The 25,811-nt window shown below is 61.7% G+C and carries 24 protein-coding genes; 15 read left to right on the top strand and 9 right to left on the bottom strand.

Features of this window, described 5'->3' with window-relative positions; genetic code table 11:
- Nucleotides 1–102 precede the first annotated feature (102 nt).
- The 5 genes from ilvG (at nt 103) to ilvA (ending at nt 6,491) form a co-directional block, all read left to right on the top strand.
- A complete protein-coding gene (ilvG, locus tag ACTG1K_RS03790; protein WP_440004839.1) occupies nt 103–1,749 on the top strand; it encodes an acetolactate synthase 2 catalytic subunit in 1,647 nt (548 codons plus the stop codon).
- Nucleotides 1,746–2,024 carry an acetolactate synthase 2 small subunit gene (ilvM, locus tag ACTG1K_RS03795; RefSeq protein WP_005342011.1) on the top strand — a complete coding sequence of 93 codons (279 nt, stop codon included), beginning with the start codon at nt 1,746–1,748 and terminating at the stop codon, nt 2,022–2,024. The genes ilvG and ilvM overlap by 4 nt, the downstream gene beginning before the upstream one ends.
- A 12-nt stretch (nt 2,025–2,036) precedes the next feature.
- Complete coding sequence (locus ACTG1K_RS03800; RefSeq protein WP_040067634.1) at nt 2,037–2,981, top strand: branched-chain amino acid transaminase; 945 nt, start codon at nt 2,037–2,039, stop codon at nt 2,979–2,981.
- A 144-nt stretch (nt 2,982–3,125) separates the two neighbouring features.
- Nucleotides 3,126–4,967, top strand: coding sequence for a dihydroxy-acid dehydratase (ilvD, locus tag ACTG1K_RS03805; RefSeq protein WP_440004840.1), 1,842 nt, complete (start codon nt 3,126–3,128; stop codon nt 4,965–4,967).
- Between the two features lie 3 nt (nt 4,968–4,970).
- Entirely contained in the window at nt 4,971–6,491 is a 1,521-nt protein-coding gene (ilvA, locus tag ACTG1K_RS03810; protein ID WP_440004841.1) for a threonine ammonia-lyase, biosynthetic, read from the top strand.
- 43 nt (nt 6,492–6,534) lie between these two features.
- Here the strand turns inward: ilvA and ACTG1K_RS03815 are convergent, their stop codons facing one another.
- The gene (locus tag ACTG1K_RS03815) at nt 6,535–6,987 is read right to left on the bottom strand and encodes an HPP family protein (RefSeq protein WP_425855778.1); all 453 of its coding nucleotides are present in this window, start codon (nt 6,985–6,987) and stop codon (nt 6,535–6,537) included.
- 76 nt (nt 6,988–7,063) lie between these two features.
- Between ACTG1K_RS03815 and ACTG1K_RS03820 the strand changes: the two genes are divergently transcribed.
- Both ACTG1K_RS03820 and ompA read left to right on the top strand, forming a co-directional pair.
- Nucleotides 7,064–7,630 (top strand): TetR/AcrR family transcriptional regulator, encoded by a 567-nt coding sequence (locus ACTG1K_RS03820; protein ID WP_425855694.1) that lies wholly within the window; start codon nt 7,064–7,066, stop codon nt 7,628–7,630.
- A 125-nt stretch (nt 7,631–7,755) separates the two neighbouring features.
- A complete protein-coding gene (ompA, locus tag ACTG1K_RS03825) occupies nt 7,756–8,862 on the top strand; it encodes a porin OmpA (protein ID WP_425855696.1) in 1,107 nt (368 codons plus the stop codon).
- Between the two features lie 79 nt (nt 8,863–8,941).
- Here the strand turns inward: ompA and ACTG1K_RS03830 are convergent, their stop codons facing one another.
- The 6 genes from ACTG1K_RS03830 to ACTG1K_RS03855 all read right to left on the bottom strand — a co-directional run bounded on the left by ACTG1K_RS03830 (nt 8,942) and on the right by ACTG1K_RS03855 (nt 15,456).
- Complete coding sequence (locus tag ACTG1K_RS03830; protein ID WP_440004842.1) at nt 8,942–10,051, bottom strand: YeeE/YedE thiosulfate transporter family protein; 1,110 nt, start codon at nt 10,049–10,051, stop codon at nt 8,942–8,944.
- Nucleotides 10,052–10,173: 122 nt separating this feature from the next.
- A complete protein-coding gene (locus tag ACTG1K_RS03835) occupies nt 10,174–11,793 on the bottom strand; it encodes a methyl-accepting chemotaxis protein (RefSeq protein ID WP_440004843.1) in 1,620 nt (539 codons plus the stop codon).
- Nucleotides 11,794–11,973: 180 nt separating this feature from the next.
- Complete coding sequence (rarD, locus tag ACTG1K_RS03840) at nt 11,974–12,870, bottom strand: EamA family transporter RarD (RefSeq protein ID WP_042079771.1); 897 nt, start codon at nt 12,868–12,870, stop codon at nt 11,974–11,976.
- 125 nt (nt 12,871–12,995) lie between these two features.
- A complete protein-coding gene (locus ACTG1K_RS03845; RefSeq protein WP_005341999.1) occupies nt 12,996–13,166 on the bottom strand; it encodes a hypothetical protein in 171 nt (56 codons plus the stop codon).
- 126 nt (nt 13,167–13,292) lie between these two features.
- The gene (locus ACTG1K_RS03850) at nt 13,293–14,789 is read right to left on the bottom strand and encodes an aldehyde dehydrogenase (RefSeq protein ID WP_069555595.1); all 1,497 of its coding nucleotides are present in this window, start codon (nt 14,787–14,789) and stop codon (nt 13,293–13,295) included.
- Between the two features lie 124 nt (nt 14,790–14,913).
- Nucleotides 14,914–15,456, bottom strand: a complete 543-nt coding sequence (locus tag ACTG1K_RS03855; protein ID WP_005339643.1) for a cupin domain-containing protein — start codon at nt 15,454–15,456, stop codon at nt 14,914–14,916.
- Nucleotides 15,457–15,642: 186 nt separating this feature from the next.
- Between ACTG1K_RS03855 and ACTG1K_RS03860 the strand changes: the two genes are divergently transcribed.
- From ACTG1K_RS03860 to ACTG1K_RS03885, 6 genes are all read left to right on the top strand, one after another.
- Nucleotides 15,643–16,974, top strand: coding sequence for an aspartate aminotransferase family protein (locus tag ACTG1K_RS03860; RefSeq protein WP_124242137.1), 1,332 nt, complete (start codon nt 15,643–15,645; stop codon nt 16,972–16,974).
- An 80-nt stretch (nt 16,975–17,054) separates the two neighbouring features.
- On the top strand, nt 17,055–18,551 hold the full coding sequence (locus ACTG1K_RS03865) for a CoA-acylating methylmalonate-semialdehyde dehydrogenase (RefSeq protein WP_257686831.1): 1,497 nt from the start codon (nt 17,055–17,057) through the stop codon (nt 18,549–18,551).
- An 83-nt stretch (nt 18,552–18,634) separates the two neighbouring features.
- On the top strand, nt 18,635–19,363 hold the full coding sequence (locus ACTG1K_RS03870; protein WP_069527013.1) for a glutamine amidotransferase-related protein: 729 nt from the start codon (nt 18,635–18,637) through the stop codon (nt 19,361–19,363).
- Nucleotides 19,364–19,546: 183 nt separating this feature from the next.
- Nucleotides 19,547–20,518: a LysR substrate-binding domain-containing protein gene (locus ACTG1K_RS03875; protein ID WP_033135376.1), complete on the top strand. Its 972-nt coding sequence runs from the start codon at nt 19,547–19,549 to the stop codon at nt 20,516–20,518.
- Nucleotides 20,519–20,624: 106 nt separating this feature from the next.
- A complete protein-coding gene (locus tag ACTG1K_RS03880) occupies nt 20,625–21,464 on the top strand; it encodes a PfkB family carbohydrate kinase (RefSeq protein WP_042079777.1) in 840 nt (279 codons plus the stop codon).
- A gap of 345 nt (nt 21,465–21,809) precedes the next feature.
- Nucleotides 21,810–22,262 (top strand): Rrf2 family transcriptional regulator, encoded by a 453-nt coding sequence (locus ACTG1K_RS03885; RefSeq protein ID WP_005339654.1) that lies wholly within the window; start codon nt 21,810–21,812, stop codon nt 22,260–22,262.
- Between the two features lie 71 nt (nt 22,263–22,333).
- Here the strand turns inward: ACTG1K_RS03885 and ACTG1K_RS03890 are convergent, their stop codons facing one another.
- Nucleotides 22,334–22,855: a ferredoxin-type protein NapF gene (locus ACTG1K_RS03890; protein WP_005339657.1), complete on the bottom strand. Its 522-nt coding sequence runs from the start codon at nt 22,853–22,855 to the stop codon at nt 22,334–22,336.
- A gap of 140 nt (nt 22,856–22,995) precedes the next feature.
- Here ACTG1K_RS03890 and ACTG1K_RS03895 point away from each other — a divergent pair, with 140 nt between their 5' ends.
- Together ACTG1K_RS03895 and rmuC are read left to right on the top strand one after the other, a co-directional pair.
- Nucleotides 22,996–23,211, top strand: coding sequence for a hypothetical protein (locus ACTG1K_RS03895; RefSeq protein WP_005339659.1), 216 nt, complete (start codon nt 22,996–22,998; stop codon nt 23,209–23,211).
- Nucleotides 23,208–24,548 carry a DNA recombination protein RmuC gene (gene rmuC, locus ACTG1K_RS03900; RefSeq protein ID WP_421296476.1) on the top strand — a complete coding sequence of 447 codons (1,341 nt, stop codon included), beginning with the start codon at nt 23,208–23,210 and terminating at the stop codon, nt 24,546–24,548. Before ACTG1K_RS03895 ends, rmuC begins: the two co-directional genes overlap by 4 nt.
- Before the next feature lie 151 nt (nt 24,549–24,699).
- Here rmuC and add read toward each other — a convergent pair whose 3' ends face one another.
- Entirely contained in the window at nt 24,700–25,701 is a 1,002-nt protein-coding gene (gene add / locus ACTG1K_RS03905) for an adenosine deaminase (protein ID WP_440004844.1), read from the bottom strand.
- Nucleotides 25,702–25,811 lie beyond the last annotated feature (110 nt).

Below are 25,811 nucleotides of genomic sequence, written 5' to 3' on the forward strand. Positions count from 1 at the left end.
CGGAACAAGGGATAGACCCACCACCGGACAGAACGAAACAAGCGACCCCCGAGCCTCACAGCTCGGGGGTTTTTTTTTCGACCAAAGGACAGGATTTTCCACATGAACGGCGCGCAGTTTTTGGTACAGGCTCTCAAGAAACAGGGTGTGACCCAGGTGTTTGGTTACCCGGGCGGAGCCATCATGCCGGTCTACGATGCCCTGTATGACGGTGGTCTGGCCCATCAGCTCTGCCGCCACGAGCAGGGCGCTGCCATGGCGGCGGTGGGTTATGCCCGCGCCTCCGGTCAGGTGGGGGTCTGTATCGCTACCTCTGGCCCCGGCGCCACCAATCTGGTGACCGGTCTGGCGGAGGCGCTGCTCGATTCGGTGCCGCTGGTGGCCATCAGCGGTCAGGTGCCCTGTTCCGCCATAGGCACCGATGCGTTTCAGGAGGTCGACGTGCTCGGCATGTCCCTCTCCTGCACCAAGCACTCCTTCATGGTGACCGATGCTGCCGATCTGGGGCGGGTGCTGGCAGAGGCTTTCGCCATCGCCACCGAAGGGCGCCCCGGCCCTGTGCTGATCGATCTCCCCAAGGATGTGCAGCTGGCCGCAGTGCCTACTCAGAGCCCGCTGTTTGCGGTGGAAGAGCCGGAAGCGCTCAACCCCTCGGAGCTGACCGCAGCCCGCACCCTGCTGGCCGCTGCCGAGCGTCCGGTGCTCTACGTCGGTGGCGGGGTGGGCATGGCCAATGCCGAGCAGCAATTGCGCGACTTTGCTGCCGCCACCGGCATGCCTGCGGTCACCACTCTCAAGGGGATCGGTGCGCTCGATCCTGACAGCCCTGTTTATCTGGGCATGCTCGGCATGCACGGCACCAAGGCGGCCAACTATGCGGTGCAGCAGTGCGACTTGCTGCTGGTGGTGGGTGCCCGTTTCGACGACAGGGTGACCGGCAAGCTGGAGGAGTTCGCCCCCGAAGCCAAGGTGATCCATCTCGATGTAGATGCCGCCGAGTTCGGCAAGCGCCGCGCCGCCGAGGTGGGGATCTCCACGGATCTCAAACAGGTGCTGCCGCGCCTCGCCATGTCCCTTGCGATCGACCCCTGGCGTGAACACTGTGCCGCCATGGCTTGCGAGTATGCGTTTCGCTACGACCACCCGGGTCAGGCCATCTACGCTCCAGCCCTGCTCAAGCAGCTCTCTGCCAAGTTGCCGGAGAGCAGCGTGGTGGCCTGCGACGTGGGTCAGCATCAGATGTGGGTGGCCCAGCACATGCGCTTCACCAGCCCGCGCAACCACCTCTCCAGCGCCGGTCTCGGCACCATGGGTTTCGGTCTGCCCGCCGCCATCGGCGCCAAGATGTCGCGCCCGGAGGATGAAGTGGTGCTGGTAAGCGGTGACGGCTCTTTCATGATGAACGTGCAGGAGCTCGGCACCATCCGCCGCGCCCAGCTCAAGGTGAAGATGGTGCTGCTGGATAACCAGCGCCTCGGCATGGTGCGCCAGTGGCAGGAGCTGTTCTTCGACGGCCGCTACAGCGAGACCATCCTCTCCGACAACCCCGATTTCGTCGCCCTGGCTGCCGCTTTCGGCATTCCGGGTGAGACCATCACATGCAAGCAGCAGATAGCCGGAGCCCTCGATCGCCTGCTGGCAAGCGAGAGTGCCTACCTGCTGCATGTGGCTATTTCAGAGGAAGAAAACGTCTGGCCCCTGGTTCCGCCGGGAGTCGCCAACCACAAGATGATGGAGCAACGCCCATGAACCCGCACACCCTTGCCCAGCCAGCATTTGCACAACACACCCTGCATATCCACGCCCAGCCCAGACCCGAAGTGATGGAGCGGGTTCTGCGGGTGGTGCGCCACCGCGGCTTCAATCTCTGCGCCTTGAATATGGAGCAGGATTGCCAACAGCTGCGGATCACGGTTACTGTCGAGTCGGTGCGTCCCATCCAGCAGTTGTGGAGCCAGCTGGTGAAGTTGGTGGACGTTTCCCGGGTCGATGCACTGGAACAGCAACCCCGGATCAGAGCTTAAGGAGCCAAGCCAATGTCGCAGCCTTCCCAATCCGCCACTCACCCCCAATACATCTGGTTCAACGGCAAACTGGTGCCCTGGCAGGATGCCCAGGTGCACGTGATGAGCCACGCCCTGCACTACGGCTCCTCGGTGTTCGAGGGGGTACGCGCCTACGATACCCCCAAAGGCACCTGCATTTTCCGTCTGCAGGAGCACACCCGCCGCCTGTTCGATTCCGCCAAGATCTACTGGATGGACGTCCCCTACAGCGAGTCCGAAGTGAATGAAGCCTGCCGCACCGTGGTGCGCGAGAACGGCCTGAAAAGCGGCTACCTGCGCCCGCTGGCCTTTGTCGGCAACGTGGGGCTGGGGCTGCATCCGCCGCTGGATGCCAAGGCTGACCTGATGGTAGCTGCCCTGCCGTGGGGCGCCTACCTCGGGGAAGAGGGGCTGAAAAACGGGGTGGATGTGTGCGTCACCTCATGGAACCGGCTCGCTCCCAACACCATTCCCACTGGCGCCAAGGCGGGCGGCAACTATTTGTCATCCCAGCTGATCAGCCGCGAGGCCAAGCGCAACGGCTTTGCCGAGGGGCTGGCGCTGGACGTGAACGGCTATCTGAGTGAAGGGGCGGGGGAGAACCTGTTTCTGGTGAAGAACGGCGTGCTGTTCACCCCGCCTGCTACCGCTGCCATCCTGCCCGGCATCACCCGCGACACCATCATGACGCTGGCCCGCGATCTGGGTTACGAGGTGCGTGAGCAGGCGCTGCCCCGCGAGGCGCTCTATGTCGCCGACGAGATCTTTATGACCGGCACCGCCGCCGAAGTGACCCCGGTGCGCTCCGTTGATCGGATGAAGGTGGGCGCTGGCAGCCGTGGCCCGGTGACCGAGCAGCTGCAGAACGCCTTCTTCGGCCTGTTCAATGGCAAGACCGAGGACAAGTGGGGTTGGCTGACGCCCGTCAACGACTGATGAGAGAGGGGAGGCGCTGTGCCTCCCCGAGTCGCTTCCGGTGAGAGCTTCCCAGAGGAGCCTTCACCAGGATCGATTCCGATCCACTCGTATCATCACCGCATAACGCATCGAGCCCATATGGGCATTCAGGGAGTAGAGACAATGCCGAAGTTGAGATCCGCCACCACCACCCACGGACGTAACATGGCCGGGGCCCGCGCCCTGTGGCGCGCCACCGGAATGACCGATCAGGATTTCGGCAAACCCATCATCGCCGTGGTCAACTCCTTTACCCAGTTTGTGCCGGGTCACGTCCACCTCAAGGATCTGGGCCAGCTGGTGGCGCGCGAAATCGAAGCTGCGGGTGGCGTCGCCAAAGAGTTCAACACCATCGCCGTGGATGACGGCATCGCCATGGGCCACGGCGGCATGCTCTACTCCCTGCCGTCGCGGGAGCTGATCGCCGACTCGGTGGAGTACATGGTCAATGCCCACTGCGCCGATGCCATGGTCTGCATCTCCAACTGCGACAAGATCACCCCGGGGATGCTGATGGCCGCCCTGCGCATCAACATCCCGGTGATCTTCGTCTCCGGCGGCCCGATGGAAGCGGGCAAGACCAAGCTCTCCGACCAGATCATCAAACTGGATCTGGTGGATGCCATGATCCAGGGCGCCGACCCCAAGGTCTCCGATGCCCAGAGCGATCAGATCGAGCGCAGTGCCTGCCCCACCTGCGGCTCCTGCTCCGGCATGTTTACCGCCAACTCCATGAACTGTCTGACCGAGGCGCTCGGCCTCTCCCAGCCGGGCAACGGCTCCATGCTGGCTACCCACAGCGACCGCGAGCAACTGTTCAAGCTGGCGGGCCAGCGCATCGTGACTTTGGCCAAGCGCTGGTATGAGCAGGATGACGAGACCGCCCTGCCGCGTAATATCGCCACCAAGGCGGCGTTCGAGAACGCCATGGCGCTCGATATCGCCATGGGCGGATCCACCAATACCGTGCTGCACCTGCTGGCGGCAGCACAGGAGGCGGGTGTCGACTTCACCATGGCTGACATCGACCGCATGTCCCGCAAGGTGCCACAGCTCTGCAAGGTGGCGCCCTCCACTCAGAAATACCATATGGAAGATGTGCACCGCGCCGGTGGCGTGGTCGCCATTCTGGGCCAGCTGGAAAAAGCGGGTCTGGTGCATGGCGATACCCGTACCGTGCTGGGTTGCTCCCTCGTCGAACAGCTCGATGAATATGACGTCAGCCGCCAGCCGAGTCAGGAGGTGGTGGACTTCTACCGCGCTGGCCCGGCCGGCATCCGCACCACCAAGGCGTTCAGTCAGGATTGCCGCTGGCCGGAGCTGGATCTGGACCGCGCCGAAGGCTGCATCCGCTCGCTGGAAAATGCCTACAGCCAGGAGGGCGGCCTGGCGGTGCTCTCAGGTAACCTCGCGGTCAACGGCGCCATCGTCAAGACTGCCGGGGTGGATGAGGAGAACCTCACCTTCCGTGGCCCGGCCCGGGTATTCGAGAGTCAGGAGAGCGCGGTGAACGGCATCCTCGACGGTACCGTGAAAGCGGGCGAGGTGGTTGTGATCCGCTATGAAGGGCCGAAAGGGGGCCCCGGCATGCAGGAGATGCTCTACCCCACCACTTATCTCAAGTCCATGGGGCTCGGCAAGGCGTGCGCCCTGATCACCGATGGCCGCTTCTCTGGCGGTACCTCGGGCCTCTCCATCGGCCACGTCTCGCCGGAAGCAGCCTCTGGCGGCACCATAGGTCTGGTGGAGGATGGCGACATCATCAGCATCAACATCCCGGCCCGCAGCATGGTGCTGGAGGTGGCCGACAGCGTGCTGGCTGCCCGCCGTGTCGCCGTGGAAGCCCGTGGCTGGAAGCCGCTCGATCGTCAGCGTCAGGTCTCCTTTGCCCTGCGCGCCTACGCCATGTTCGCCACCAGCGCCGACAAGGGCGCGGTGCGTGATCGCTCGATGCTGGGGGAGTAAGTCATGGTCTCTGCGGCTGATTATCTACGCAAGGTGCTGCTCTCTCCTGTCTATGAGGCGGCGCGGGTCACCCCCTTGCAAACCCTGAAGAAACTCTCCGAGCGACTCGGCAACCATGTCAGCCTGAAGCGGGAGGATCTGCAACCGGTCCACTCTTTCAAGTTGCGCGGTGCCTACCACAAGATCGCCACCCTCACCGAGGAGCAGAAGGCGCGCGGCGTTATCGCCGCCTCTGCTGGCAACCACGCCCAAGGGGTCGCCCTGTCGGCCGCCAAGCTCGGTATCAAGGCGATCATCGTGATGCCCAAGACCACGCCGGACATCAAGATCGACGCGGTACGCCGTCAGGGCGGCAACGTCATGCTGTTTGGCAACAGCTTCGACGAGGCCTATGCCGAGAGTCGCCGCCTCGCCACGCTTGAGGGTTACACCCTGATCCCGCCGTTTGACGACGTCGAGGTGATCGCCGGGCAGGGTACCATCGGCAAGGAGCTGCTGGAGCAGGATACCCACCTCACTCACGTGTTCGTGCCGGTGGGCGGTGGCGGGTTGGCCGCCGGGGTGGCGGTCTATATCAAGCAGCTGCTGCCGGATGTGAAGGTGATCGGGGTGGAGGCGGAGGGCTCAGCCTGCCTCAAGGCGGCCATGGCAGCGGGCGAGCCGGTCAATCTGGAGCGGGTCTCGCTGTTTGCCGACGGGGTGGCGGTCAGGCGCATCGGTGAGGAGACCTTCCGCCTGTGCAATCAGTATCTGGATGAGGTGGTGACCGTCTCCAACGATCAAATCTGCGCCGCACTGAAAGACATCTTCGATGACTGCCGCGCCATTGCCGAACCCTCGGGCGCCCTGTCGCTGGCCGGCCTCAAGGCTTACAGCGAGCGGGAGCAGGTGAAAGGGGGGCGGATGGCGGCCATTTTGTCCGGTGCCAACGTCAACTTCCACAGCCTGCGTTACGTGTCGGAGCGCTGCGAGATTGGCGAGAAGCGCGAGGGCATGCTGGCGGTGACCATTCCCGAGCGCAAGGGGGCCTTCCTCGACTTCTGCCGTCAGCTCGGGCCCCGCATGGTGACCGAGTTCAACTATCGCTATGCGGATGCCGAGCAGGCGTCGCTGTTCGTCTCGGTGCGCCTCACCGGCGGTGACGAGGAGCTGGGCCAGATCATCGATCAGCTCGGCGGCAACGGTTATCCGGTGGTCAACATGACCGAGAGCGAGCTGGCCAAGAACCACGTGCGTTACATGATTGGCGGCCGCCCGGCCAGGCCCCTCGGTGAACGCCTCTACAGCTTCAAGTTTCCGGAGCAGCCTGGCGCCCTGATGCGCTTTCTCGAGACCCTGGGCTGTCGTTGGAACATCAGCCTGTTCCACTATCGCAACCACGGAGCCGACTACGGCCGGGTGCTCTGCGCCTTCGAGCTGCCGGACGAGGACGTGGCCGCTTTCCACGACTACCTGCGCGAGATTGGCTACGGCTGGAAAGAGGTAAGCAACGATCCCGCCTACCGGCTGTTTCTGGCCAGTTGATGCTGCGATGAGGAGAGAGGGAGGTGTTGGCCTCCCTCTGTTTTTAGGCTGTAATTGGCCACTTCTGTCTGAGCCATTGAAATCCATAAGCCAGCGCCATCAGTAGCAGGGTGCCGGGCAGTACCGTTTGCCACAGGAAGGCTGGCTCTTGTCCTGTCATCAGGATCAGCAAGGGATTGGCGCCCGCTGGAGGGTGGAGGATATTTAGTCCCTGCATCAGGGCGATGGCCAGCCCGGTTGCCAGAGTCATCTGCACTTCTGCGGGGAGGGGAAGCATGCCGATCACCAGTCCGACGCAGGCCGTCAGCAGGTGACCACCCAGCACATTTTTGGGGCGCGCCAGCGGGCTATCGGGCAGGGAAAACAACAACACACAGCTGGCCCCGAAAGGTGCCATGACTAGCGCGACATGCCAGCTAAGATTGAGCCATCCCAATATGCCGATGGTGAGTGCGGCGCCCACACCTGCCCATAGCGGGCCATACCATTTTGTCATCATGTTTTCCTCTTGGTTTGTCAGAACTGCTTAGGCACATTAGGTAGACAGATCGGTGTACTTCAAGAGGAAAATGATGAGCGAGAAGCGTCAACAACTGGTAGCGACGGCCTACCGTCTGTTCAACCGTCATGGCTTTCATGCCACCGGCATAGATCGCATCTGGGCCGAGGCGGGGAGTACCAAGCGCACCCTCTATCGCCACTTCCCGACCAAGGATGCCTTGATAGAGGAGGTGCTGCTCGCTCGTGACCGGGAGTTCTTCGCCCTGCTTGACCAACGGCTGGCCGGAGTGAGCGGACGTGAAGATCGCCTGCAGGCGTTGTTTGATGGTTTCGCAGAGTGGTTTGGCCGCACTGATTTCTATGGCTGCAACTTTATCAACGCCAGCGCCGAATTTGCCGACCCGCGTCATCCGGTGCGCAAGCTGGTGATGGCCCACAAGCAGGCGTTACTGGGCTGGGTGATAAACCAGCTCAACTGCTCTCTGGCACAGGCCACCGAGCTTTGCCTGTTGCTGGAGGGGGCGATCGTGATGGCTCACAGCTATCAGCAGCCACTGGCGCTGGAGCAGGCCAGAATGCTGGCAAAGACCATTTTGGCCGACGATACCGCGATAATGCAGGCCGCTTCACACTCCTGAGCTGCTGGTCATTTGAGGCTGCGTTCGGATGGGATACCCTGAATAGCGGAGAGGCCGCCTGACGGCTTCACACAGGGAAAGTGCGCACTCAGGCGCCCATAACGACTTATTGCAGAGGCGAAAATATGAATAAATCCATGCTTGCCGTATTGGTCAGTGGTTTGCTGGCGGCCGGAGCCGTACAGGCCGCCGCTCAGGACAATACCTGGTATGTCGGTGGCAAGGCTGGTTGGTCAAAGTATTTTGACGTCGATCAGAAGCAGGTGGTTTCCAGCACCTTGGGAGTGCTCGGCAACACAGGTACTAGCCAAGATGCTCTTGGATTGGGGGCGTTTGCCGGGTACCAGGTTAACCCTAATCTGGCGTTTGAGCTGGGTTATGACTGGTTTGGCAAGTACACCTCATCCGGTGAGATGAGTGGGGTCAAGATCGAAGGCGAAGCTAAGAGCCAGATGATTCAGGCCACCATGAAGATCAGCTTCCCGGTTAACGATGTGTTCGATCTGTATGGCCGGATTGGTGGTGGCTATGCCTGGACCAATAGTGAGCTATCAGCCCGCACTGCTACCGATTTCATCAAGGAAAGTGGTAACAAGCATGGCGCCGCCTTCGTTGGTGCGCTGGGTGCCGAATATGCCATCGATCGTGACTGGGCCGCCCGTCTGGAGTACCAGTACACCACGCCGCTGGGTGATGCGTCTCTCGATCGCTCCGGTATCGAGATGGATAACGGCCTGATCTCGTTCGGGATGCTCTATCGCTTCGGTCAGCAAGGTGGCGAGGTCGTTGCACCGGCGCCCGCTCCGGCCGCCGAACCGGCACCTGTAGCCGTGGTTGAGCCCAAGACCTTCAGTCTGAGTTCCGATGTGCTGTTCGAGTTCAACAAGGCGACCCTGAAACCGGCTGCCAATCAGGCGCTCGATGCCCTGTTCAGCCAGATTGTGGCGGCCAATCCGAAAGATGGTGTCGCAACTGTCATCGGTTATACCGACCGCATCGGTTCCGACAACTACAACCTGGCCCTCTCCGAGAAGCGGGCCCAGAGCGTGGCCAGCTATCTGGTATCCAAAGGCTTGTATGCCGACAAGGTACGGGTCGAGGGACGTGGCAAGGCCAATCCGGTCACTGGCAGCAGCTGTGCCAGTCGCTCCAAGCAGGAGCTGATCGCCTGTCTGGCACCGGATCGCCGGGTGGAAATCCATCTGGAAGGGGTTTCCCAGCCTGTCCAATAAGCAGAGCGACGGGAGCAATAAATGTAAAAACGGGAGGCTTGGCCTCCCGTTTCTTATGGGGTGTTTACGATGTTGAGCCTCAGAGCCCGAACAGCGGCCGCAGGCGAATGCCGATCAAGCTGCCAGCGAGGGCCATCAACATCCAGACCCAGCCGTGCAGGCTGCCAGAGGCGGTGCCATCGAAGAAGCCGCCGAGGTTGCAGGCGGCGTACATGGCGCCCATCCCCATCAACAGGCCGCCGAGGATGGAGGCCAGACTGTTGCCGATCCGCATCGGGGCGAAGTTGCCGCCACCGCTCAGGCAGCGCGCCAGCATGGCCCCCAGAATACCGAGCCAGAACATGCCTACCATGGGGTTGATAAAGAGCGGCTGGGCCAGTTTCGGGTTCCCCTCGAACAGGCCGAACAGAGAGGCGCCGCGCAGCGCCATGTCATAGACGGCGCCGGTGATGGTCCAGGCCGAGCCGTGCAGAGCGACGACAGTGGAGTTGAGTATGGCGATGATGATGCCGCCGGTCAGCACGGTGAAGCGGCCATCGCGCCAGAACAGATTGCCGCCGCTGAAGAGGGGCTTGAGCTCGCCGGTACGCTTGAGTTCGCTGTTGCGAAACAGCAGGAACAGCGCGGCGACCAGCGCCAGGTTGAGCAGCATGCCGCTCCAGATATTGCCGGTCAAATCCTTGGCCAGCACCACATGGCTGGAGAAGGTGGCCTCCAGTTCGGGGCGGAACTGGTTGCTGATAAGGGTGCCGATGCCGTAGCAGATCAGTACCAGCCAGAAGCGGGGTTGTCCCTCGCCGCAGCAATAAAGAGTGCCGGTGGCACAGACGCCTGCCAGCTGCATGCCGATGCCGAACAGGAAGGCACCGACGATGAAGGGAATGCCGATAGCCATCACGTTACCCACCATGGCATCGCCAAACAGGGCGTGGCTAAAAGAGAGGAAGGTGGTGAACAGCAGAATTTCGATGGCGATGGTGAGCAGGTGAACCCGCACATAGTAACTGTTGCGCTTGGTCAGCATTTCGCGCCAACCGAAGACGATGCCGAAGCGGCTGAAGGAGAGGGTGAAGCCGAAGCCGAATCCGATCAGGGCCATCAGAGCCCATTTCATACCAAAGGTGTTGCCAAGCCAGAGTAACGCTCCCCCCGCGATTATCACGATGGGGAGCGACCATTTTCGAGTCATGTCAGTTGATCCTTGCAGTTGGTTTTCAGAGGGGCGGATCCTATTCCCTCATGGAGTCTAATGCTACCCATTTAACCAGTGCAGAGAAAAAGGGGAGCGCTGACTCCCGTCAGCGCCGGGGATCAATGGCGGGTGGTGTCGAGATGGAAGTGGTGAGTCTGCCTGGTCAGGATGCGGGCGTGCTGGGCGACCATGGTCGCCCCTTCGGCGGCGTGGCTGGCGCTCTGATTGACTTCGGCCGCCAACCGCGACATCTCGCCGACCTGATGGTGGATCCCTTGTATCAGCCGGGTCTCATCGCTCATCAACTGATCGACCTGAGCGATGCGCTGGTTGATCTCCTCGCAGCTCTGCGCGATCCGGGCGACGCTCTGGCGCGCTGTCATCGTGTGAGTGACCGCCTGTTCGACCCGGGCCAGCTCGGTATCCATCTCGCTGGCGGCGCGCAGGCTGACATCCTGGATCTTGCCGATGATGGTGTTGATCTCGGTGGTGGCGCTGCCGGTGCGGGTCGCCAGCGAGCGTACTTCATCCGCCACCACGGCAAAACCGCGTCCCTGTTCACCTGCCCGCGCCGCTTCAATGGCCGCGTTCAGCGCCAGCAGATTGGTCTGCTCCGCAATATCGTGAATGGCGCCCGCCAGCCCGGCAATCTGCTGCGAGAGGCCAGCCAGATCCGAAATGGTATGGGAGACCTGCTTCACTCCCGTGACTTGCTCCCCGATCACCTGTTCCACGGTGTGGATGGCGATCGTCGCCTCTTGTGCCCGCTCTGCTGACTGCAGGGTTTGCTCCCCCACTTGGTGTAGCTGGCTACCCGCCTGTTCAATGGAGTGGGTGAGCTGTTCGATGGCCTGTTCGATATGGTGGGCCGCCCCGACCTGAGCCTGACTGTCATCGGTGTGCCGTTGTGCCATGGCGGTCAGGCTGGTGGCGCGATCATCCAGCGTACTGGCGCTGCGTTGCAGCGATTCCACCAGGGTTGCCAGCTGGTCACGCATGGCCCCGATCTGGTGGATCAGCTCGCCGATGGCATCAAGCCCTGGCTCCGGCATGGGGCGGTTCAACTCCCCTTCGGCGATGGCGGCGGTCGCCTTGCCTGCGGCCAGCAGCCGCTGTTGGGTGGGGCGTCCCAGCCAGAAGATGAGCCCGGCCCCCAGCATTGCAGCGCACAACAGCAGGCTGTAGCAGAGTCGGGTGGTGTTGGCGAGATGGGCCATCTGCTCGGCGGCATACTGGTTGCCGTGGATGACGGTGGCGTCCACCCCTAGCCGGTGGGCGTTATAGAGGGTGTGCAGGCGTGCCGCAATCGCGCCCGCCTGCGCCAGATCCCCCGCCTTGATGGCGGGGACAAACTTGTCGTTGAGCAACTGCCAGAACAGTTCCCCCTGCATTTTTTGCTCCCCCAGCAGCAGCTCCCTGAGGGGCTCGTTCAGGCTGCTCTCTTGCCAGAAGCGGTTACGGCTCTCGAACTCTTGCTGAAGCCGGGTGAGGGTTTGCAGCAGGTGCTCCCGCTCCTCCGGTTTGGCATGGAGCAGAGTGTAGACCTGCAACTGGGATTCGATGAGGTAGAGAGGCGGCGGCAGAATATCGGCTACCACATCCTTCCCCTGTCCCATCTGATCGGCTGCGCTCCGGACCGAGTAAAGCCCGAAAAAGCTGATGGAGATCAGTGTGATAATGACCATGATCCCCAGAACCTGACCAAAAAGCAGGGATCTGTCGTGAATGTGCTTGAGCATGTTGCCTCCATTCGGCTCCGTTCATGGATAGCATAGCTCTCTGGCGGGATAGTGAGACTCGGGTGTGGTCTGTTGATGGTCAGTCGGCTCTGGAGAGGGGGAAGTCGCAGTCTGAAAACCTCCGGTGGCACGAAAAAGAACCCCGGCTGATGAGCCGGGGTCGCTGGTGGTGAGGCGGTGTCAGGTCCGGCTTGGCGTGGCTTTGCCGCTGCGCAGCCCATCCAGACTGAACAGTACCAGCGCGCTCCAGATGCAGGCGAAGGTGAGCAGTTTGTCCATCGCCAGCGCTTCCCCATAGAGGGTGACTGCGAGGATAAACATCAGGCTGGGGCCTATGTACTGGAAGAAGCCCAGGGTGGAGAGCTTGAGCCGGGTCGCGGCGGCGGTGAAGCAGAGCAGGGGGGCCGTGGTGACGGCGCCTGCGGCGATCAGCAGCAGGTTGAGGTGCCAGTCGTTCTGGGTGAGATGGCTGGTAGGGCTGTCGGCAAAGCCCCACAGATAGATGGCCGCTGGTGGCAGCATGATCATGGTTTCGATCAGCAGACCGGTGAGGGCATCGAGGGCCAGTTTTTTGCGCACCAGCCCATAGATGGCAAAGCTCGACGCCAGCACCAGCGCAATCCAGGGCAAGGAGCCAAAGGCGATAAGCTGGATGGCCACGCCGGCAAAGGCCAGCGCCACCGCCCACCACTGCAGGCGGCGCAGCTTCTCGCTCAGAAACACCATTCCCAACAGTACGTTGAACAGTGGGTTGATGTAGTAGCCGAGGCTGGCATCCAGCATATGGCCGTTGTTGATGGCCCAGATGAACAGCAGCCAGTTGCCGCCGACGGTGACCGAGGTAAACGCCAGGGTAAGCAGCACTTTTGGCTGGCGCAGCACCGCCTGCACCTTGTGCCACTGGCGCCCTGCCAGGGTGAGTACCATCAGCAGCACGCAGGACCAGATCATCCGGTGGGTCAGGATTTCGGCGGCCGGGACGGCAGAGATGGTCTTGAAATAGATGGGGGCTATGCCCCAAAGGGTATAGGCGCACAGGGCGTAGATGACGCCCTGACGCTGGATCTGTTGCGGCATGCGGATGACCTTTACTGAAGCGTTGGATGCGGGAAAACATCGCAAAAAATCAGTGTAGCGATCCTTTTGCGGGGAAAGAAGCGAATAAACGAAGTTTGAGGGATAGGAGGAGTGTGGCTGGCAGGTCAGCCTTTACCACGGCGGATCTTGTCGACGTCCATCAACAGCCACAACATCAGGGCGATGGCGGAGATCCAGGGGCCCCAGGTCACGTAGGCCTCGCCGTGCCCCAGCACGAAGAACAGCAGGGGCAAACCGATCACCAGAAAAAGTACGCTTCCCAGAAAAAATAGCATTTTTGTCTTTATATTTAACATGTTGGCTTTTTTATCATTATAAGGATTGAGCCCGGTGATGGAAGGCCAAAAATGCAAAAGGGGGATTTCTCCCCCTTTTTGATCCGATAGTGCTGCTTTGTCGTGTTATTCCAGCTGAATCCAGGTGCTTTTCAACTCGGTGTACTTCTCCAGCGCATGAAGTGACTTGTCGCGGCCGTTGCCGGACTGTTTGAAGCCGCCAAACGGCATGGTCATGTCGCCACCGTCCCAGTTGTTGACGAACACGGTACCGGCGCGCAGAGCGCGGGAACCTTTCACCGCCTTGTTGAGATCCGCCGTCCAGATCGCCGCCGCCAGCCCATAGTCGGTGTCGTTGCCCAGCGCAATGGCCTCTTCCAGGGTATCGAAGCCGGTCACCGCCAGCACAGGGCCGAAGATCTCCTCGCGGAAGATGCGCATCTGCGGGGTCACGTCGTCAAAGATGGTGGGTTCGATATAGAAGCCGCCACTCTCCATATTGGTGCGGTTGCCACCCAGCAGCAGTTTGGCCCCCTCCTGCTTGCCAATCTCGATATAGCGCAGCACCTGCTCCATCTGGATGTGATCCACCATGGCGCCGATGCGGGTCGCAGGGTCGAGCGGGTTGGCCGAGATCCACTCGCGGGCATGGGCCAGCAGTCGCTCCATAAATTGCGGTTTGATGCTGTTTTGTACCAGCAGGCGGGAGGCGGCGGTGCACACCTCGCCCTGGTTGTAGAAGATGGCGCCAGCGGCGCTCTTGGCCGCGGCGTCCAGATCCGGCGCATCCGCCAGTATGATGTTGGGGCTCTTGCCGCCGCACTCCATAAAGGCTCGCTTGAGGTTGGACTTGCCGGAGCACTCCACCAGATGTTTGCCGATCTTGGTGGAGCCGGTGAAGGTGATGCAGTCCACATCCATATGCATGGCCAGCGCCTCGCCCACGGTGTGGCCAAAGCCCGGCAGCACGTTGAACACACCGTCCGGAATGCCCGCCTCCTTGGCCAAACCTGCGATACGCAGGGCGGTCAGGGGGGATTTCTCGGAAGGCTTGAGAATGACCGAGTTGCCGGTAGCGAGCGCCGGGCCCAGCTTCCAGCAGGCCATCACCAGCGGGAAGTTCCACGGTACTATGGCGGCAACCACCCCGAGCGCTTCGCGGGTCACCAGCGCCAGTGCTGACTCCTCCACCGGGGCGACCTGATCGTAAATCTTGTCGATGGCTTCGGCGTTCCAGGCGATGCAGTTGGCGGCGGCGGGGGCGTCATAGCCCATGGCATCGCCGATGGGTTTACCCATATCCAGCGACTCCAGCAGCGCCAGCTCCACCTTGTTGAGGCGCATCAGCTCGGCGAAGCGCTGCATGATCTGTTTGCGCTGTTTCGGCGGCAGGCCGCTCCAACGCTTGTCGTTGAAGGCATCACGAGCGGCCTGTACCGCCAACTCGGCATCGGCGGCATCGCAGGCTGCCACCTTGGTCAGCAGCTTGCCGTTGGCCGGGTTGATGCAATCGAAGGTGGCGCCATTGACGGCATCCCGATAGCTGCCGTTGATAAAGGCTTGCGAGGGCAGGGTCAGATGGGAGGCCTTGTGTTGCCACTGGGCCAGGGTCAGGTCACTCATGTTCACTCCTTGAACCGGCAAAAGTCAGTTTCCGCGTATCAATATGCTAAACATCCTGCCGCTTGTAAATCCACCTTGTAACAATTCATTAAACATTGCCCCCCTGCCGATGCGCGTCTGAATGTCAGAAACTGGCGGGGGTGTTGGCCGAAATCAGCACGCACTCCTGCTCGCCGCTATTGCGAAAACGGTGGGGGGTGCGGCTGTCGAAGTAGTAGCCATCCCCGGCGCCCAGCAGGTAGATCTGCTCGCCCACGGTCACTTCAACTTCGCCCTTGATGACGATGCCGCACTCTTCACCCTCGTGGCTCAGCATGTCGTCGCCGGTGTCGGCGCCCGGTGGCAGCACCTCCTGCAACATGCCGATGGCGCGGTTGGCTCGGCTGTGCCCGACCAGCCGGTAGCTGATGGGATGCGTGCCGAGATCCGGCATATCGGCGGCGCGGAAGATCACTTCGGTGCCCATTTCAGTCTCTTCGGTGAAGAAGCTGGCCAGCGACATGGGGATGCCTTCCAGCACCTTGCGCAGGGAGGCGACAGAGGGGCTCACCTGATTTTTCTCGATCTGGGAGATAAATCCGTTGGTCACACCGGAGCGCTTGGCCAGCTCGCGCTGGGAGAGGGCCGCCTTGGTGCGAACCGCCTTGAGGCGGTGACCGATATCCATCTATAGACACTCCTTGACTGTTTACTATTATTAAAATTGTGTTAAATATCTTATACCACCCTGCTGATGCGTCTAGCTAGGGGTGGCACCAGACAGGGCGATAACGGGCCCTTTTTTATGGATTTAGGTGTTTAATTTAATAGGCATTGGCCGACAGTTGCTAAACACCTTAAGGATGAGGTGACCATGAAACCGATCAGCGACATCAATACGCCCTCCGACATGTCCGCCTTCTGGATGCCGTTCACCGCCAACCAGCAGTTCAAGGCGGCGCCGCGCATCCTGAAGTCGGCAGAGGGGATGTATTATCACTCAGAGGATGGCCGCAAGATACTGGATGGCACAGCCGGACTCTGGTGTTGCAACGCGGGCCATGGTCGGCGCGAGATTGCCGAGGCGGTCTCCCAGCAGATTTCCCACCTCGATTTTGCCCCCACTTTCCAGATGGGCCACCCCCTGCCGTTCGAGCTGGCCAACAAGCTGGTGGAGATCGCCCCCAAGGGCTTTGGTCACGTCTTCTACACCAACTCGGGCTCAGAGTCGGTCGATACCGCGCTCAAAATCGCGCTGGCCTGGCAGCGGGCTCGCGGTCAGGGCACCCGTACCCGGCTGATTGGCCGTGAGCGTGGCTATCACGGGGTCGGTTTTGGCGGTATCTCGGTGGGGGGGATTCCCGGCAATCGCAAGTGGTTCGGCTCCCTGCTGACCGGGGTGGATCATCTGCCCCATACCCTCAACATCGCCAAAAATGCCTTCACCAAGGGGCTGCCCGAGGAGGATGTGGCGCTGGCCGACGAGCTGGAGAAGATCGTCTTTCTGCACGATGCCAGCAATATCGCGGCGGTGATCGTCGAGCCCATCGCTGGCAGTACTGGCGTGCTGATGCCCCCCAAAGGCTACCTCAAGCGGCTGCGGGAGATCTGCACCAAGCACGGCATCCTGCTGATTTTTGACGAGGTGATCACCGGTTTCGGTCGCCTCGGTTCCCCCTTCGCCGCACAGGAGTTCGATGTCATCCCCGACATGATCACCTGCGCCAAGGGGCTCACCAACGGTGCCATCCCCATGGGGGCGGTACTGGTGCAGAAGCACATTTATGACGACATGATGGCGGCAGGAAAGGGGGCCATCGAGCTGTTCCACGGCTACACCTACTCCGGCCATCCGGTGGCTGCAGCTGCAGGGCTCGCGACCCTCGAGATCTATCGCAACGAGAACCTGCTCAGCCGCGCCGCCGATCTGGCGGGCTACTGGGAGGAGGCGGCCCATTCGCTGAAGGGCTGCAAGCATGTGAAGGATGTACGCAACTACGGGCTGGTGGCCGGTATCGAACTTGAGTCCATGCCGGATGCACCGGGCAAGCGCGCCTACGAGGTGTTTGTTCGCTGCTTCGAGAAGGGGGCTCTGATCCGGGTGACCGGCGACATCATCGCTCTGTCGCCACCTCTCATTATCGAGCGCAGCCAGATCGACGATCTCTTCACCCTGCTGCAGGATGCCCTGCAGGCACAACTTTAATCCATTTGATGGCCCCGCACTGCGGGGCCTTGCGTTGGTTTGCTCAGCGCATTTACCACATCAATTATCACGGAGGATACATGACATACAGGGTCAGCAACTTCATCAACGGCCAGCCGCAGGAGAGTCGCAGCGAGCGCCAGGGGGCCATCTTCAATCCCGCCTGCGGCAAGCAGCAGGGGAGTGTCGGGCTTTCCAGCGCCGCCGAGTGTCAGGAGGCGATCGCCATCGCCGAGCGCGCCTTTGCCGACTGGTCGCAAACCCCGCCGCTGGTGCGGGCCCGGGTCTTTTTCCGCTTCAAGGAGTTGATGGAGCAGCACAGGGACGAGCTGGCCCAGCTTATCAGTCGCGAGCACGGCAAGGTCTTCTCCGATGCGCAGGGCGAGTTGACCCGCGGGCTGGAGGTGGTGGAGTTTGCCTGCGGCATTCCCCATCTGCTCAAGGGGGAGCACTCCCTCAACGTCGGTCGCGGGGTAGACAGCTACTCCATGATGCAGCCGGTGGGGGTCTGCGCCGGTATCACCCCGTTCAACTTCCCGGCCATGGTGCCGCTCTGGATGTTCCCGGTAGCCATCGCCTGCGGCAACACCTTCATTCTCAAGCCCTCCGAGAAGGATCCCTCCCTCTCGTTGCGGATGGCCGAGCTGCTCAAGGAGGCCGGTCTGCCTGACGGCGTGCTCAACGTGGTGAACGGTGACAAGGAGGTGGTGGATGTGCTGCTGACCGACCCGCGGGTCGGAGCTGTGTCGTTTGTCGGCTCCACCCCCATCGCCCAGTACATCTATGCCACCGCCTCGGCCCACGGCAAGCGAGTGCAGGCGCTGGGCGGTGCCAAGAACCACATGGTGGTGATGCCGGATGCGGATCTCGATCAGGCGGTCTCTGCCCTGATGGGGGCTGCTTATGGGGCAGCGGGTGAGCGCTGCATGGCCATTTCGGTGGCGGTGGTGGTGGGTGACGAGACCGCCGATGCGCTGGTGGCCAAGCTGACACCGCTGGTGGAAAAACTGCGGGTGGGCCCGGGGCTGGGCCAGAGCCCGGAGAACGAGATGGGGCCGCTCATCAGCAAGGAGCATCTGGCCAAGGTGCGTGGCTACGTGGAGCAGGGGGTGACCGAAGGGGCCACGCTGCGGGTCGATGGTCGCACGCTGAGCCACGATGAGGGTTACTTCATCGGTGGCTGCCTGTTTGATGAGGTAACCCCCGAGATGCGTATCTATCGCGAGGAGATCTTCGGCCCTGTGCTCTCCATCGTGCGGGTGCCGGACTACGAGACGGCGCTGCGCCTCATCAACGAGCACGAGTACGGCAACGGCACCGCCATCTTTACCTGTGACGGCGACACCGCGCGGGACTTCACGGCGCGGGTGCAGGTCGGTATGGTAGGGGTGAACGTTCCCATTCCGGTGCCGATGGCGTTTCACAGCTTTGGCGGCTGGAAGCGCTCCATCTTCGGGCCGCTCAACATGCACGGGCCGGACGGGGTTCGCTTTTATACCCGGATGAAGACGGTGACGGCGCGCTGGCCCCAGAGCCTGCGCAGTGGTGCCGAGTTCTCCATGCCGACCATGAAGTGACGCGCTGGCGCGTGTTCATGGCCTAACCTCTTGCCCCCGCCGGTCAATGATTGGCGGGGGCGAACTCTGTAAAGGAACAACAGATGCGATTGGGAATTCTCGATTGTGACCGGCTCGATCCCGATCTGGCGGATCGTTTTGGCCCCGTTTACTCCGAGATGTTTATCAGGGGCTTTGCGGCCCTGGCCCCCGAACTGGAATTTCGGGTCTGGTCGGCTCTCGATGGGGAGCTGCCGGAGGATCTGCACGAGTGCGATGCCTGGCTCATCACAGGCTCGCGCCACGATGCTTACAGCGATATCCCCTGGATCCAGGCGCTGCGGGCGTGGATCCGTCAGGCGCACGATGCCGACGTCAAGCTGGCCGGTGTCTGCTTCGGTCATCAGGTGATCGCCCAAGCGCTGGGCGGAGAGGTGGTGAAGTCCACCAAGGGATGGGGGCTGGGAGTGTCGGTGCATCCCATGCTGGCAGATGAGCCCTGGATGGCGCCAGCGCGGGATCAGATCCGCATTCTGGCCAGCCATCAGGATCAGGTGGCCCTGCTGCCGCCGGGGGCGACCCGACTGGCGGGCAACGATTTTTGTCCCAACTTCATGTTCCTGCAGGGGAACAACATAGTGGCCATTCAGGGACATCCGGAATTTTCGGTGGAGTACAACCGGGCGCTGATCGAGCGACGCCGCGGCCTGTTGCCCGACGAGCGCTACCAGAGCAGCCTCTCCTCGCTGGAGGGGGAGGTGGATTCGGCGACCATGATGCAGTGGCTGCTGCAGTTTCTGGGGATCTTGCCGCTGCGGGCTGGCGCGGCCTGAGCCCGGTTTGTCAGCCACCCCTTCGGATGCTAGATTTTGTAGCAAAATGAAGGATCAAGCGCTGAGATGTCGGGATCGGATGGTACACTGGCCGCCCATGTGGCGGCCTGTTTGTCTGGCTTGATTGCCGTCCCGGCCTGAGCCAAACCTGTCTGAGCCAAACCAGTGTGAGAGTGTGACGCCTTGAAACTACAGCAATTGAAGTATTTGATCGCGATCCGGGACCACAACCTCAATGTGTCCGTGGCTTCTGATGCGCTCTTCACCAGTCAGCCGGGGGTCAGCAAACAGATTGGCCTGCTGGAGAGCGAGCTGGGAGTGCGGATCTTCGAGCGCCGTGGCAAGCATTTGCACCGCATCACCCCTGTGGGGGAGGAGATCATCAAGTGTGCCGAGGCGATGCTCAACATCGAGAGCAAGATCAAGGCGATCTCCCGCGAATATCTGGACCCGACCGTGGGCACCCTTAATATTCACACCACCCACACCATCGCCCGCTATCTGCTGCCCAAGTCGGTCACCTACTTCACCAAGAAGTATCCCAAGATCTCGTTCCACCTCCATCCGGTGATGTCGGCGAGCAAGGAGCAGATCAGCAAGGGTTACTCCGATTTCTCCATCGTTGCCCACGAGATTGGCTTCGACAAGGAGCTGATCGCGCTGCCCGCCTACCTCTGGACTCTCTCTCTGGTGGTGCCGCAGGATCACCCGCTGGCCAAGGTGAAGAAGCCGACCCTGGAGCAGCTCTGCCACTACCCGATCCTCAGCTACGAGAGTGGCGCAACCGGCCGTCAGGTGCAGGACGAGGTGTTCCATGCCGCCGGTCTCACCCCGAGCTACTACATGACGGTAATGGACGCCGGGGTGATCAAGCGCTACGTGGAGCTGGGTTTTGGCATCGGCATCATCTCCTCGCTGGTCGCCAATGACACAGATGCACCGGGGCTGGTCTCCATCAATCTGGAGCACCTGTTCAAGCCCTGCCCGGCGCAGATCTGCTTCAGCAAGAGCATCCTGCTGCAGAACTACATGTATGACTTCATCAGCTCATTCTCACCTCACCTCACCAAGGAGGTGATCCAGAGCGTGATGCAGCAGCCGACTCAGGCTCGCATCGACGAGCTGCTGGCCGGGGTAGAGCTGCCCATCTATTGATCCCGATCGGATTCCCGATCGCTGCCGGTTGTCTCTTCTGTCAGGCTGGGCTCTACTCGGGGTTCAGCCTGTCTCTTTTGGGCTATCTCCATCGTCCGAGGTCTCTATGTCCCGCATTCTGCTGCTTGCCAATCTCAACTGTGATCATGTGCTCTCCCTCTCCGAACCGCTGGTGGCGGGGGCACGGCTGCAATATGTGGATCAGGGGCGCAGGCTCGGCGGTGGCGCCGCCAATACCGGCATAGGGCTGGTGTGGGCGGGCCACGAGGTGACCATTGCTTCCCGTATCGGGCTGGACGAGACCGGCGACTGGCTGCTGGAGCAGGCGGCCGGTTACGGGCTGGATTGCAGCCATGTGGAGCGCTTTGGCGGCGAGACCGGCGAGCTGCTGATCCTGGTGGACTCCACTGGCGAGCGCACCATACTGCGCCGCCCACGGCGCCCCGATCTGCCCGGCGATCTGCCGCTGGAGGGGATCGACTGCCTCTATGTGAACTATCCCGGCACCGCCATCATCAGCTACATGCGCCAGATGCTCGGCAAGAGCTTCGTGGTGGCCCAGTATCCCAAGGGCGGCCAAGCGCGCCGTCCCTGTCATGTGCTGGTGGCCTCCCGCTCCGATCTCGGCGAGGTGAGCGACCCTTGGCAACATGCCCGCCAGCTGGCGGGAGAGCAGCTCGAATGGCTGGTGCTGACCGAAGGAAAGGCGGGCGCAGTGGCCATCCACGGCGATGAGCAGATCCGGGTTGCCGCCCGGCCAGTATCTGTGGTCGATACTACGGGGGCTGGGGATGCTTTCGCTGGCGGATTGATACACGGATTGGCGCGGGGCATGGCCATCAAGGATGCGTTGCAGTGTGCGGTGGACTGGGGGGCGTTTGCCGTCGCCTCCGAGAGCTCCATCCCCTCGGTTGCGCTGAAAAACTGGCTGAAACAGCCCCACTGAACCACCTCTTTGACGGTCGATTGAGGGGCGGTTTGCGGGCCATATGGCCGCTGGTCGAAGGGGCTTGGCGAGGGGGACTATTCGGTAGATTTACCCGCCATAAAGCGGGCAAACGCCGGGCTAACCCGGCAAGTTTGCGATCAATCAAAGAAAGTGTCGATTTATGTGCATCTTCATCGACACCCGGTTGTGCTGCTCTTAACCTGTCACTCCGCAACTCAGATTAAGAGACAGGCCCCCCTCTGGCAAACCAATGGGCAAACAGAGGCCAACCGGTTGTCTCCTGCCTCTTAGCTCAATGTTGTCGTCCTGATTCCTGGCTTGTAGTAAGAGGCAAGTGCGACCATGCAACTGACACGATTTACCGACTACGCCCTGCGTACCCTGACCTTCCTGGCGGTTCAGCCGGGGGATCGTCTGTCGACCATCACCGAAGTGGCCGATACCTTCGGCATCTCTCGCAACCACGTGGTCAAAATTGTGCACCAGCTTGGCATCAAGGGGTATATCGAGACGGTACGCGGCAAGCACGGTGGCATCCGCCTCGGTCGCTCAGCGGTCTCCATTAACCTGCGGGATGTGGTGATGGACATGGAGCATGTGCTCTGTCCGGTCGATTGCAAGCGCGAGAACTGCCGTCTCTCCGGTGGTTGCCGCATTCAGGGCATTCTGCGCCGCGCCATGAACGCCTTCCTCGAAGTGCTGGGTGAGTACACTCTGGCTGATGCGGTGCGCGATCCGAACCGTCTCTGCCACCTGCTGGGTATCGAGCAAGAGACTATTGTGACCATGGCCTGACGGGGCGTGGATATCGAACAAGATGTGAAAGGGGCCTGATGGCCCCTTTTGCTTTTGTACGCAGGTGGTTTTTAACGACTGCCTGGCTGGCGGATCAGGGTAATGGCGCCGTGCAGGCAGGCGAGGCCACAGGCACCGCAGCCATTGCAGGCATCCATATTGACGTTGATGCCGTCGGCGGTGGCCTTGATCGCCTGTTGTGGGCAGGCATCTTCACAGAGCAGGCAGTAGAAGCCCTGCCGTGCCTGACAGCTCTCTTCAATCTGCACCCGGGTCTGCACCTGACGGCCCAGTTGAAGGTCGAGGGCACCGGTGGGACAGGCTCTGGCGCAGCTGCCGCAGTAGCTGCACTGGCCGCAGGCGAGATCGAGCACCGGCGTGCCAGCGATGGGGCTCCCCTCGTACTCCTCCTGGGTGGCCGGTTTGAGCAGACCGCGCGGGCAGGCCTTGAAACACTCGCCACAACGGGTGCAGAGGGAGAGGTACTGGGACTCCTCGATGGCCCATGGCGGGCGCGCTTCATGGCAAACCACGGCGGGCTTGCGGGAAGCTTGCCAACCTTGTGTCAGCCAACGGAGGAAATAGTGAGTCATGCTCGCCCCTGATACCTATTAGGGGTTAATTTTATCGAAGTTTCGGGAAGCAGGCCAGAGAATAGCGGCCGTCAGGATCGCAAGCGCAGTTGCCCTTGTGTAAGCTAGGCGGGTCTTTTTACGTGGTTGAATGAAATCATATGTGGCTATTTCTCTGGCGTGCGTCCCTGCTCTATGTCTTTCCCCTGCTGATGTGGGCCTACTGCCGCATCAAGGATATCGAGTTCGCCGAGCTCGATACCGGCGTCAACACCCACAAGTGGGTGGTGCTCGCCGCCTACCTCATCTACGTGGTGCTCTGGATCCTGGTTAACCGCTATCTCGAACTCTTCCTGCGTCAGCGGAGCCGCAAATGATTGACTCCGGACTCTGGGGGATCTTGTTGCCCGCCGCCGTGCTGGCCCTCGGGCTTGGCTGGCTGATCGGGCGGCGTACCGCCACGGCGCAGGCTCAGGAGCTGATGCTGGCGCAGGAGCGGCATCAAGCGTTGCAGGATCGCTTCGACGAGTTGCAGGATGAGCGGATGCAGGGCCAGCAGAAGCTGGATCAGCAGCAGACCCTGCTGATCAAGCTCACCGCCCGCCTCAAGGATGCGGAAGCGACCCTGCGCAGCGAACGGTTGGCCGCCGCCGAGAAGCTGCAACTGCAACAGGAGGCGGAGCAGCGCCTCAGCCAGCAGTTCGAGAATCTCGCCAACCGGATCTTCGAGCAAAACTCCGGTAACTTCCGCGAATTGAACCAGAACAGCCTCGATCTGCTGCTCACACCGCTCAAGGAGCAGCTCGAGGGTTTTCGCCGTCAGGTGGGGGAGACCCACGCCCAGGAGACGGCCCAGCGCCACAGTCTCAAGTTCGAGCTGGAGCGCCTCGCCGAGCTCAACGCCCGCATGACCGAAGAGGCGGCGGCGCTGACCCGCGCCCTCAAGGGTGACAGCAAGCAGCAGGGTAACTGGGGCGAGGTGGTGCTGGCGCGGATCCTCAGCGAATGCGGCCTGCGCGAGGGTCACGAGTACCACACCCAGGTCAATATCGAGGTGGAGAAGGGCAAGCGCTACCAGCCCGACGTGATTGTCCACCTGCCGCAGGAGAAGGACATCATCATCGACGCCAAGGTGTCGCTGACCGCCTACGAACGCTGGTACAACGCCGATGACGAGCTGGAGAAGGCGGTGGCGCTCAAGGAGCACGTCGCCTCGGTGCGCAACCATATCCGCGAGCTGGGCCGCAAGGATTACCAGCAGTTGCCCGGGGTGCGCACCCTCGACTATGTGCTGATGTTCGTGGCGGTAGAGCCCGCCTTCCTTACCGCGATGGAGGCCGATGCCTCGCTGGTGCGTTACGGTCTCGACAACAACATCCTGCTGGTGAGCCCCACCAACCTGATGGTGGCGCTGCGCACCATCGAGAACCTGTGGCGCTACGAGCGGCAGAACCAGAATGCCCGCCAGATTGCCGAGCGGGCCGGTCGCCTCTACGAGAAGCTGCGACTGTTTGTCGAGGAGATGCAGCAGATGGGCGGCAGCCTGCACAAGGCGCAGGAGAGCTACGACAAGGCAATGGGACGGCTGGTCAACGGCCGTGGCAACCTGATCGCGCAGGTCGAGCGTTTCCGCGAGTTGGGGGTGGAGGTGACCAAGAGCCTGCCCGAGCCGCTGGTGGAGCGGGCGCTGGAGCGTGACAAGGAGCGGGAGTAGTTTTTCCCCTTACAGCCATCAGCAAAAGGCCCAAACCCGGTTTGGGCCTTTTGCTATCTGCCTGCTGGCCCAGTGCTTACACATCTTCAGAAATCCGCAAAGCAAACGGCCCACCGAAGTGGGCCGTTTCTATTTGCAGTGCCGGTGTGGATCAGCGGCTGGCTGCGCGGGCGCTCAGTTCGGCTTTCTCGCTATCGCTCAGGAAGGCCAGGGTCAGGCCGTTCCGCTGGGCGGTGCGGATTTCGCTCGCGGTCATGCCGGCGGCTGGGGCGGCCACTTCATATTCGTGGGGTAGGTCGATCCCTTCCACCGCCGGATCGTCGGTGTTGAGGCAGGCCAGCACTCCAGCGGCCAGGAACTGGCGGATCGGGTGCTCGGTCAGGCTCGCTACCGTGGTGGTCTGAACGTTGGAGGTGAGGCAGGATTCGATGCCGATGCGGTGTTCGGCCAGATAGGCCATCAGGGCCGGATCCTGAATCGCTTTGACGCCGTGGCCGATACGCTCGGCGCCCAGCTCGCGAATGGCCTGCCACATGCTCTCGGGGCCAGCGGCTTCACCGGCGTGTACGGTGACGCGCATGCCTGCATCGCGCACCTTGCGGAAGTGGTCGACAAAGAGTTCGCCCGGGAAACCCAGTTCGTCACCGGCCAGATCGATGGCGACCAGCTTGTCGCGGTGAGCCAAGCAGGCGGCCAGCTCCTGATTGCACTGCTCGGTGCCGAAGGTGCGGCTCATGATGCCGATCAGGTTGGTCTTGATGCCGAAGTCACGGCTGCCCGCGGCCACGCCGTCGATGATGGCTTCCACCACGCCCTGCGGGTGCAGCTTGTGGGCCATCGCCATATAGGCCGGACTGAAACGCAGTTCTGCATAGTCGATACCGGCGCGCAGCAGATCTTCCACGTTCTCGTAGGCAACCCGGCGGCAGGCGTCATAGTCAGCCAGCACGGCCACGCCCCAGTCCAGCTTCTTCAGGAAGGCAACCAGACTCGGCTCGTTTTCGACGATCTGTACGTGGGGGCGCAGCGCTTCCAGCTCAAAGGCGGGTAGCTGGATATTGTGTTGGCGACCCAGCTCGAGGATGGTTTGCGGGCGGATGTTGCCGTCCAGATGGCGGTGCAGGTCGGTCAGGGGGAGAGATCTGTCAATCATGGGGGCGCCCTCGTCGAGTCAGGTTTGAAAGCCTGCCATTCTAGGCGGGGCTTTCAAAAAAGATACCCCGTTTATGGTTAAACGGGGTTCTGGCGGGCGGTGATTTGTCA

Source organism: Aeromonas sp. 102P (assembly GCF_051920345.1).
GTDB lineage: Bacteria > Pseudomonadota > Gammaproteobacteria > Enterobacterales > Aeromonadaceae > Aeromonas > Aeromonas veronii.

What these genes read in the sequence shown, in the direction of transcription:
- ilvG (WP_440004839.1), top strand. Translation starts at nt 103, where the DNA reads ATGAACGGCGCGCAGTTTTTGGTACAGGCTCTCAAGAAACAGGGTGTG.
- ilvM (WP_005342011.1), top strand. Translation starts at nt 1,746, where the DNA reads ATGAACCCGCACACCCTTGCCCAGCCAGCATTTGCACAACACACCCTG.
- ACTG1K_RS03800 (WP_040067634.1), top strand. Translation starts at nt 2,037, where the DNA reads ATGTCGCAGCCTTCCCAATCCGCCACTCACCCCCAATACATCTGGTTC.
- ilvD (WP_440004840.1), top strand. Translation starts at nt 3,126, where the DNA reads ATGCCGAAGTTGAGATCCGCCACCACCACCCACGGACGTAACATGGCC.
- ilvA (WP_440004841.1), top strand. Translation starts at nt 4,971, where the DNA reads ATGGTCTCTGCGGCTGATTATCTACGCAAGGTGCTGCTCTCTCCTGTC.
- ACTG1K_RS03815 (WP_425855778.1), bottom strand. Translation starts at nt 6,987, where the DNA reads ATGACAAAATGGTATGGCCCGCTATGGGCAGGTGTGGGCGCCGCACTC.
- ACTG1K_RS03820 (WP_425855694.1), top strand. Translation starts at nt 7,064, where the DNA reads ATGAGCGAGAAGCGTCAACAACTGGTAGCGACGGCCTACCGTCTGTTC.
- ompA (WP_425855696.1), top strand. Translation starts at nt 7,756, where the DNA reads ATGAATAAATCCATGCTTGCCGTATTGGTCAGTGGTTTGCTGGCGGCC.
- ACTG1K_RS03830 (WP_440004842.1), bottom strand. Translation starts at nt 10,051, where the DNA reads ATGACTCGAAAATGGTCGCTCCCCATCGTGATAATCGCGGGGGGAGCG.
- ACTG1K_RS03835 (WP_440004843.1), bottom strand. Translation starts at nt 11,793, where the DNA reads ATGCTCAAGCACATTCACGACAGATCCCTGCTTTTTGGTCAGGTTCTG.
- rarD (WP_042079771.1), bottom strand. Translation starts at nt 12,870, where the DNA reads ATGCCGCAACAGATCCAGCGTCAGGGCGTCATCTACGCCCTGTGCGCC.
- ACTG1K_RS03845 (WP_005341999.1), bottom strand. Translation starts at nt 13,166, where the DNA reads ATGCTATTTTTTCTGGGAAGCGTACTTTTTCTGGTGATCGGTTTGCCC.
- ACTG1K_RS03850 (WP_069555595.1), bottom strand. Translation starts at nt 14,789, where the DNA reads ATGAGTGACCTGACCCTGGCCCAGTGGCAACACAAGGCCTCCCATCTG.
- ACTG1K_RS03855 (WP_005339643.1), bottom strand. Translation starts at nt 15,456, where the DNA reads ATGGATATCGGTCACCGCCTCAAGGCGGTTCGCACCAAGGCGGCCCTC.
- ACTG1K_RS03860 (WP_124242137.1), top strand. Translation starts at nt 15,643, where the DNA reads ATGAAACCGATCAGCGACATCAATACGCCCTCCGACATGTCCGCCTTC.
- ACTG1K_RS03865 (WP_257686831.1), top strand. Translation starts at nt 17,055, where the DNA reads ATGACATACAGGGTCAGCAACTTCATCAACGGCCAGCCGCAGGAGAGT.
- ACTG1K_RS03870 (WP_069527013.1), top strand. Translation starts at nt 18,635, where the DNA reads ATGCGATTGGGAATTCTCGATTGTGACCGGCTCGATCCCGATCTGGCG.
- ACTG1K_RS03880 (WP_042079777.1), top strand. Translation starts at nt 20,625, where the DNA reads ATGTCCCGCATTCTGCTGCTTGCCAATCTCAACTGTGATCATGTGCTC.
- ACTG1K_RS03885 (WP_005339654.1), top strand. Translation starts at nt 21,810, where the DNA reads ATGCAACTGACACGATTTACCGACTACGCCCTGCGTACCCTGACCTTC.
- ACTG1K_RS03890 (WP_005339657.1), bottom strand. Translation starts at nt 22,855, where the DNA reads ATGACTCACTATTTCCTCCGTTGGCTGACACAAGGTTGGCAAGCTTCC.
- ACTG1K_RS03895 (WP_005339659.1), top strand. Translation starts at nt 22,996, where the DNA reads ATGTGGCTATTTCTCTGGCGTGCGTCCCTGCTCTATGTCTTTCCCCTG.
- rmuC (WP_421296476.1), top strand. Translation starts at nt 23,208, where the DNA reads ATGATTGACTCCGGACTCTGGGGGATCTTGTTGCCCGCCGCCGTGCTG.
- add (WP_440004844.1), bottom strand. Translation starts at nt 25,701, where the DNA reads ATGATTGACAGATCTCTCCCCCTGACCGACCTGCACCGCCATCTGGAC.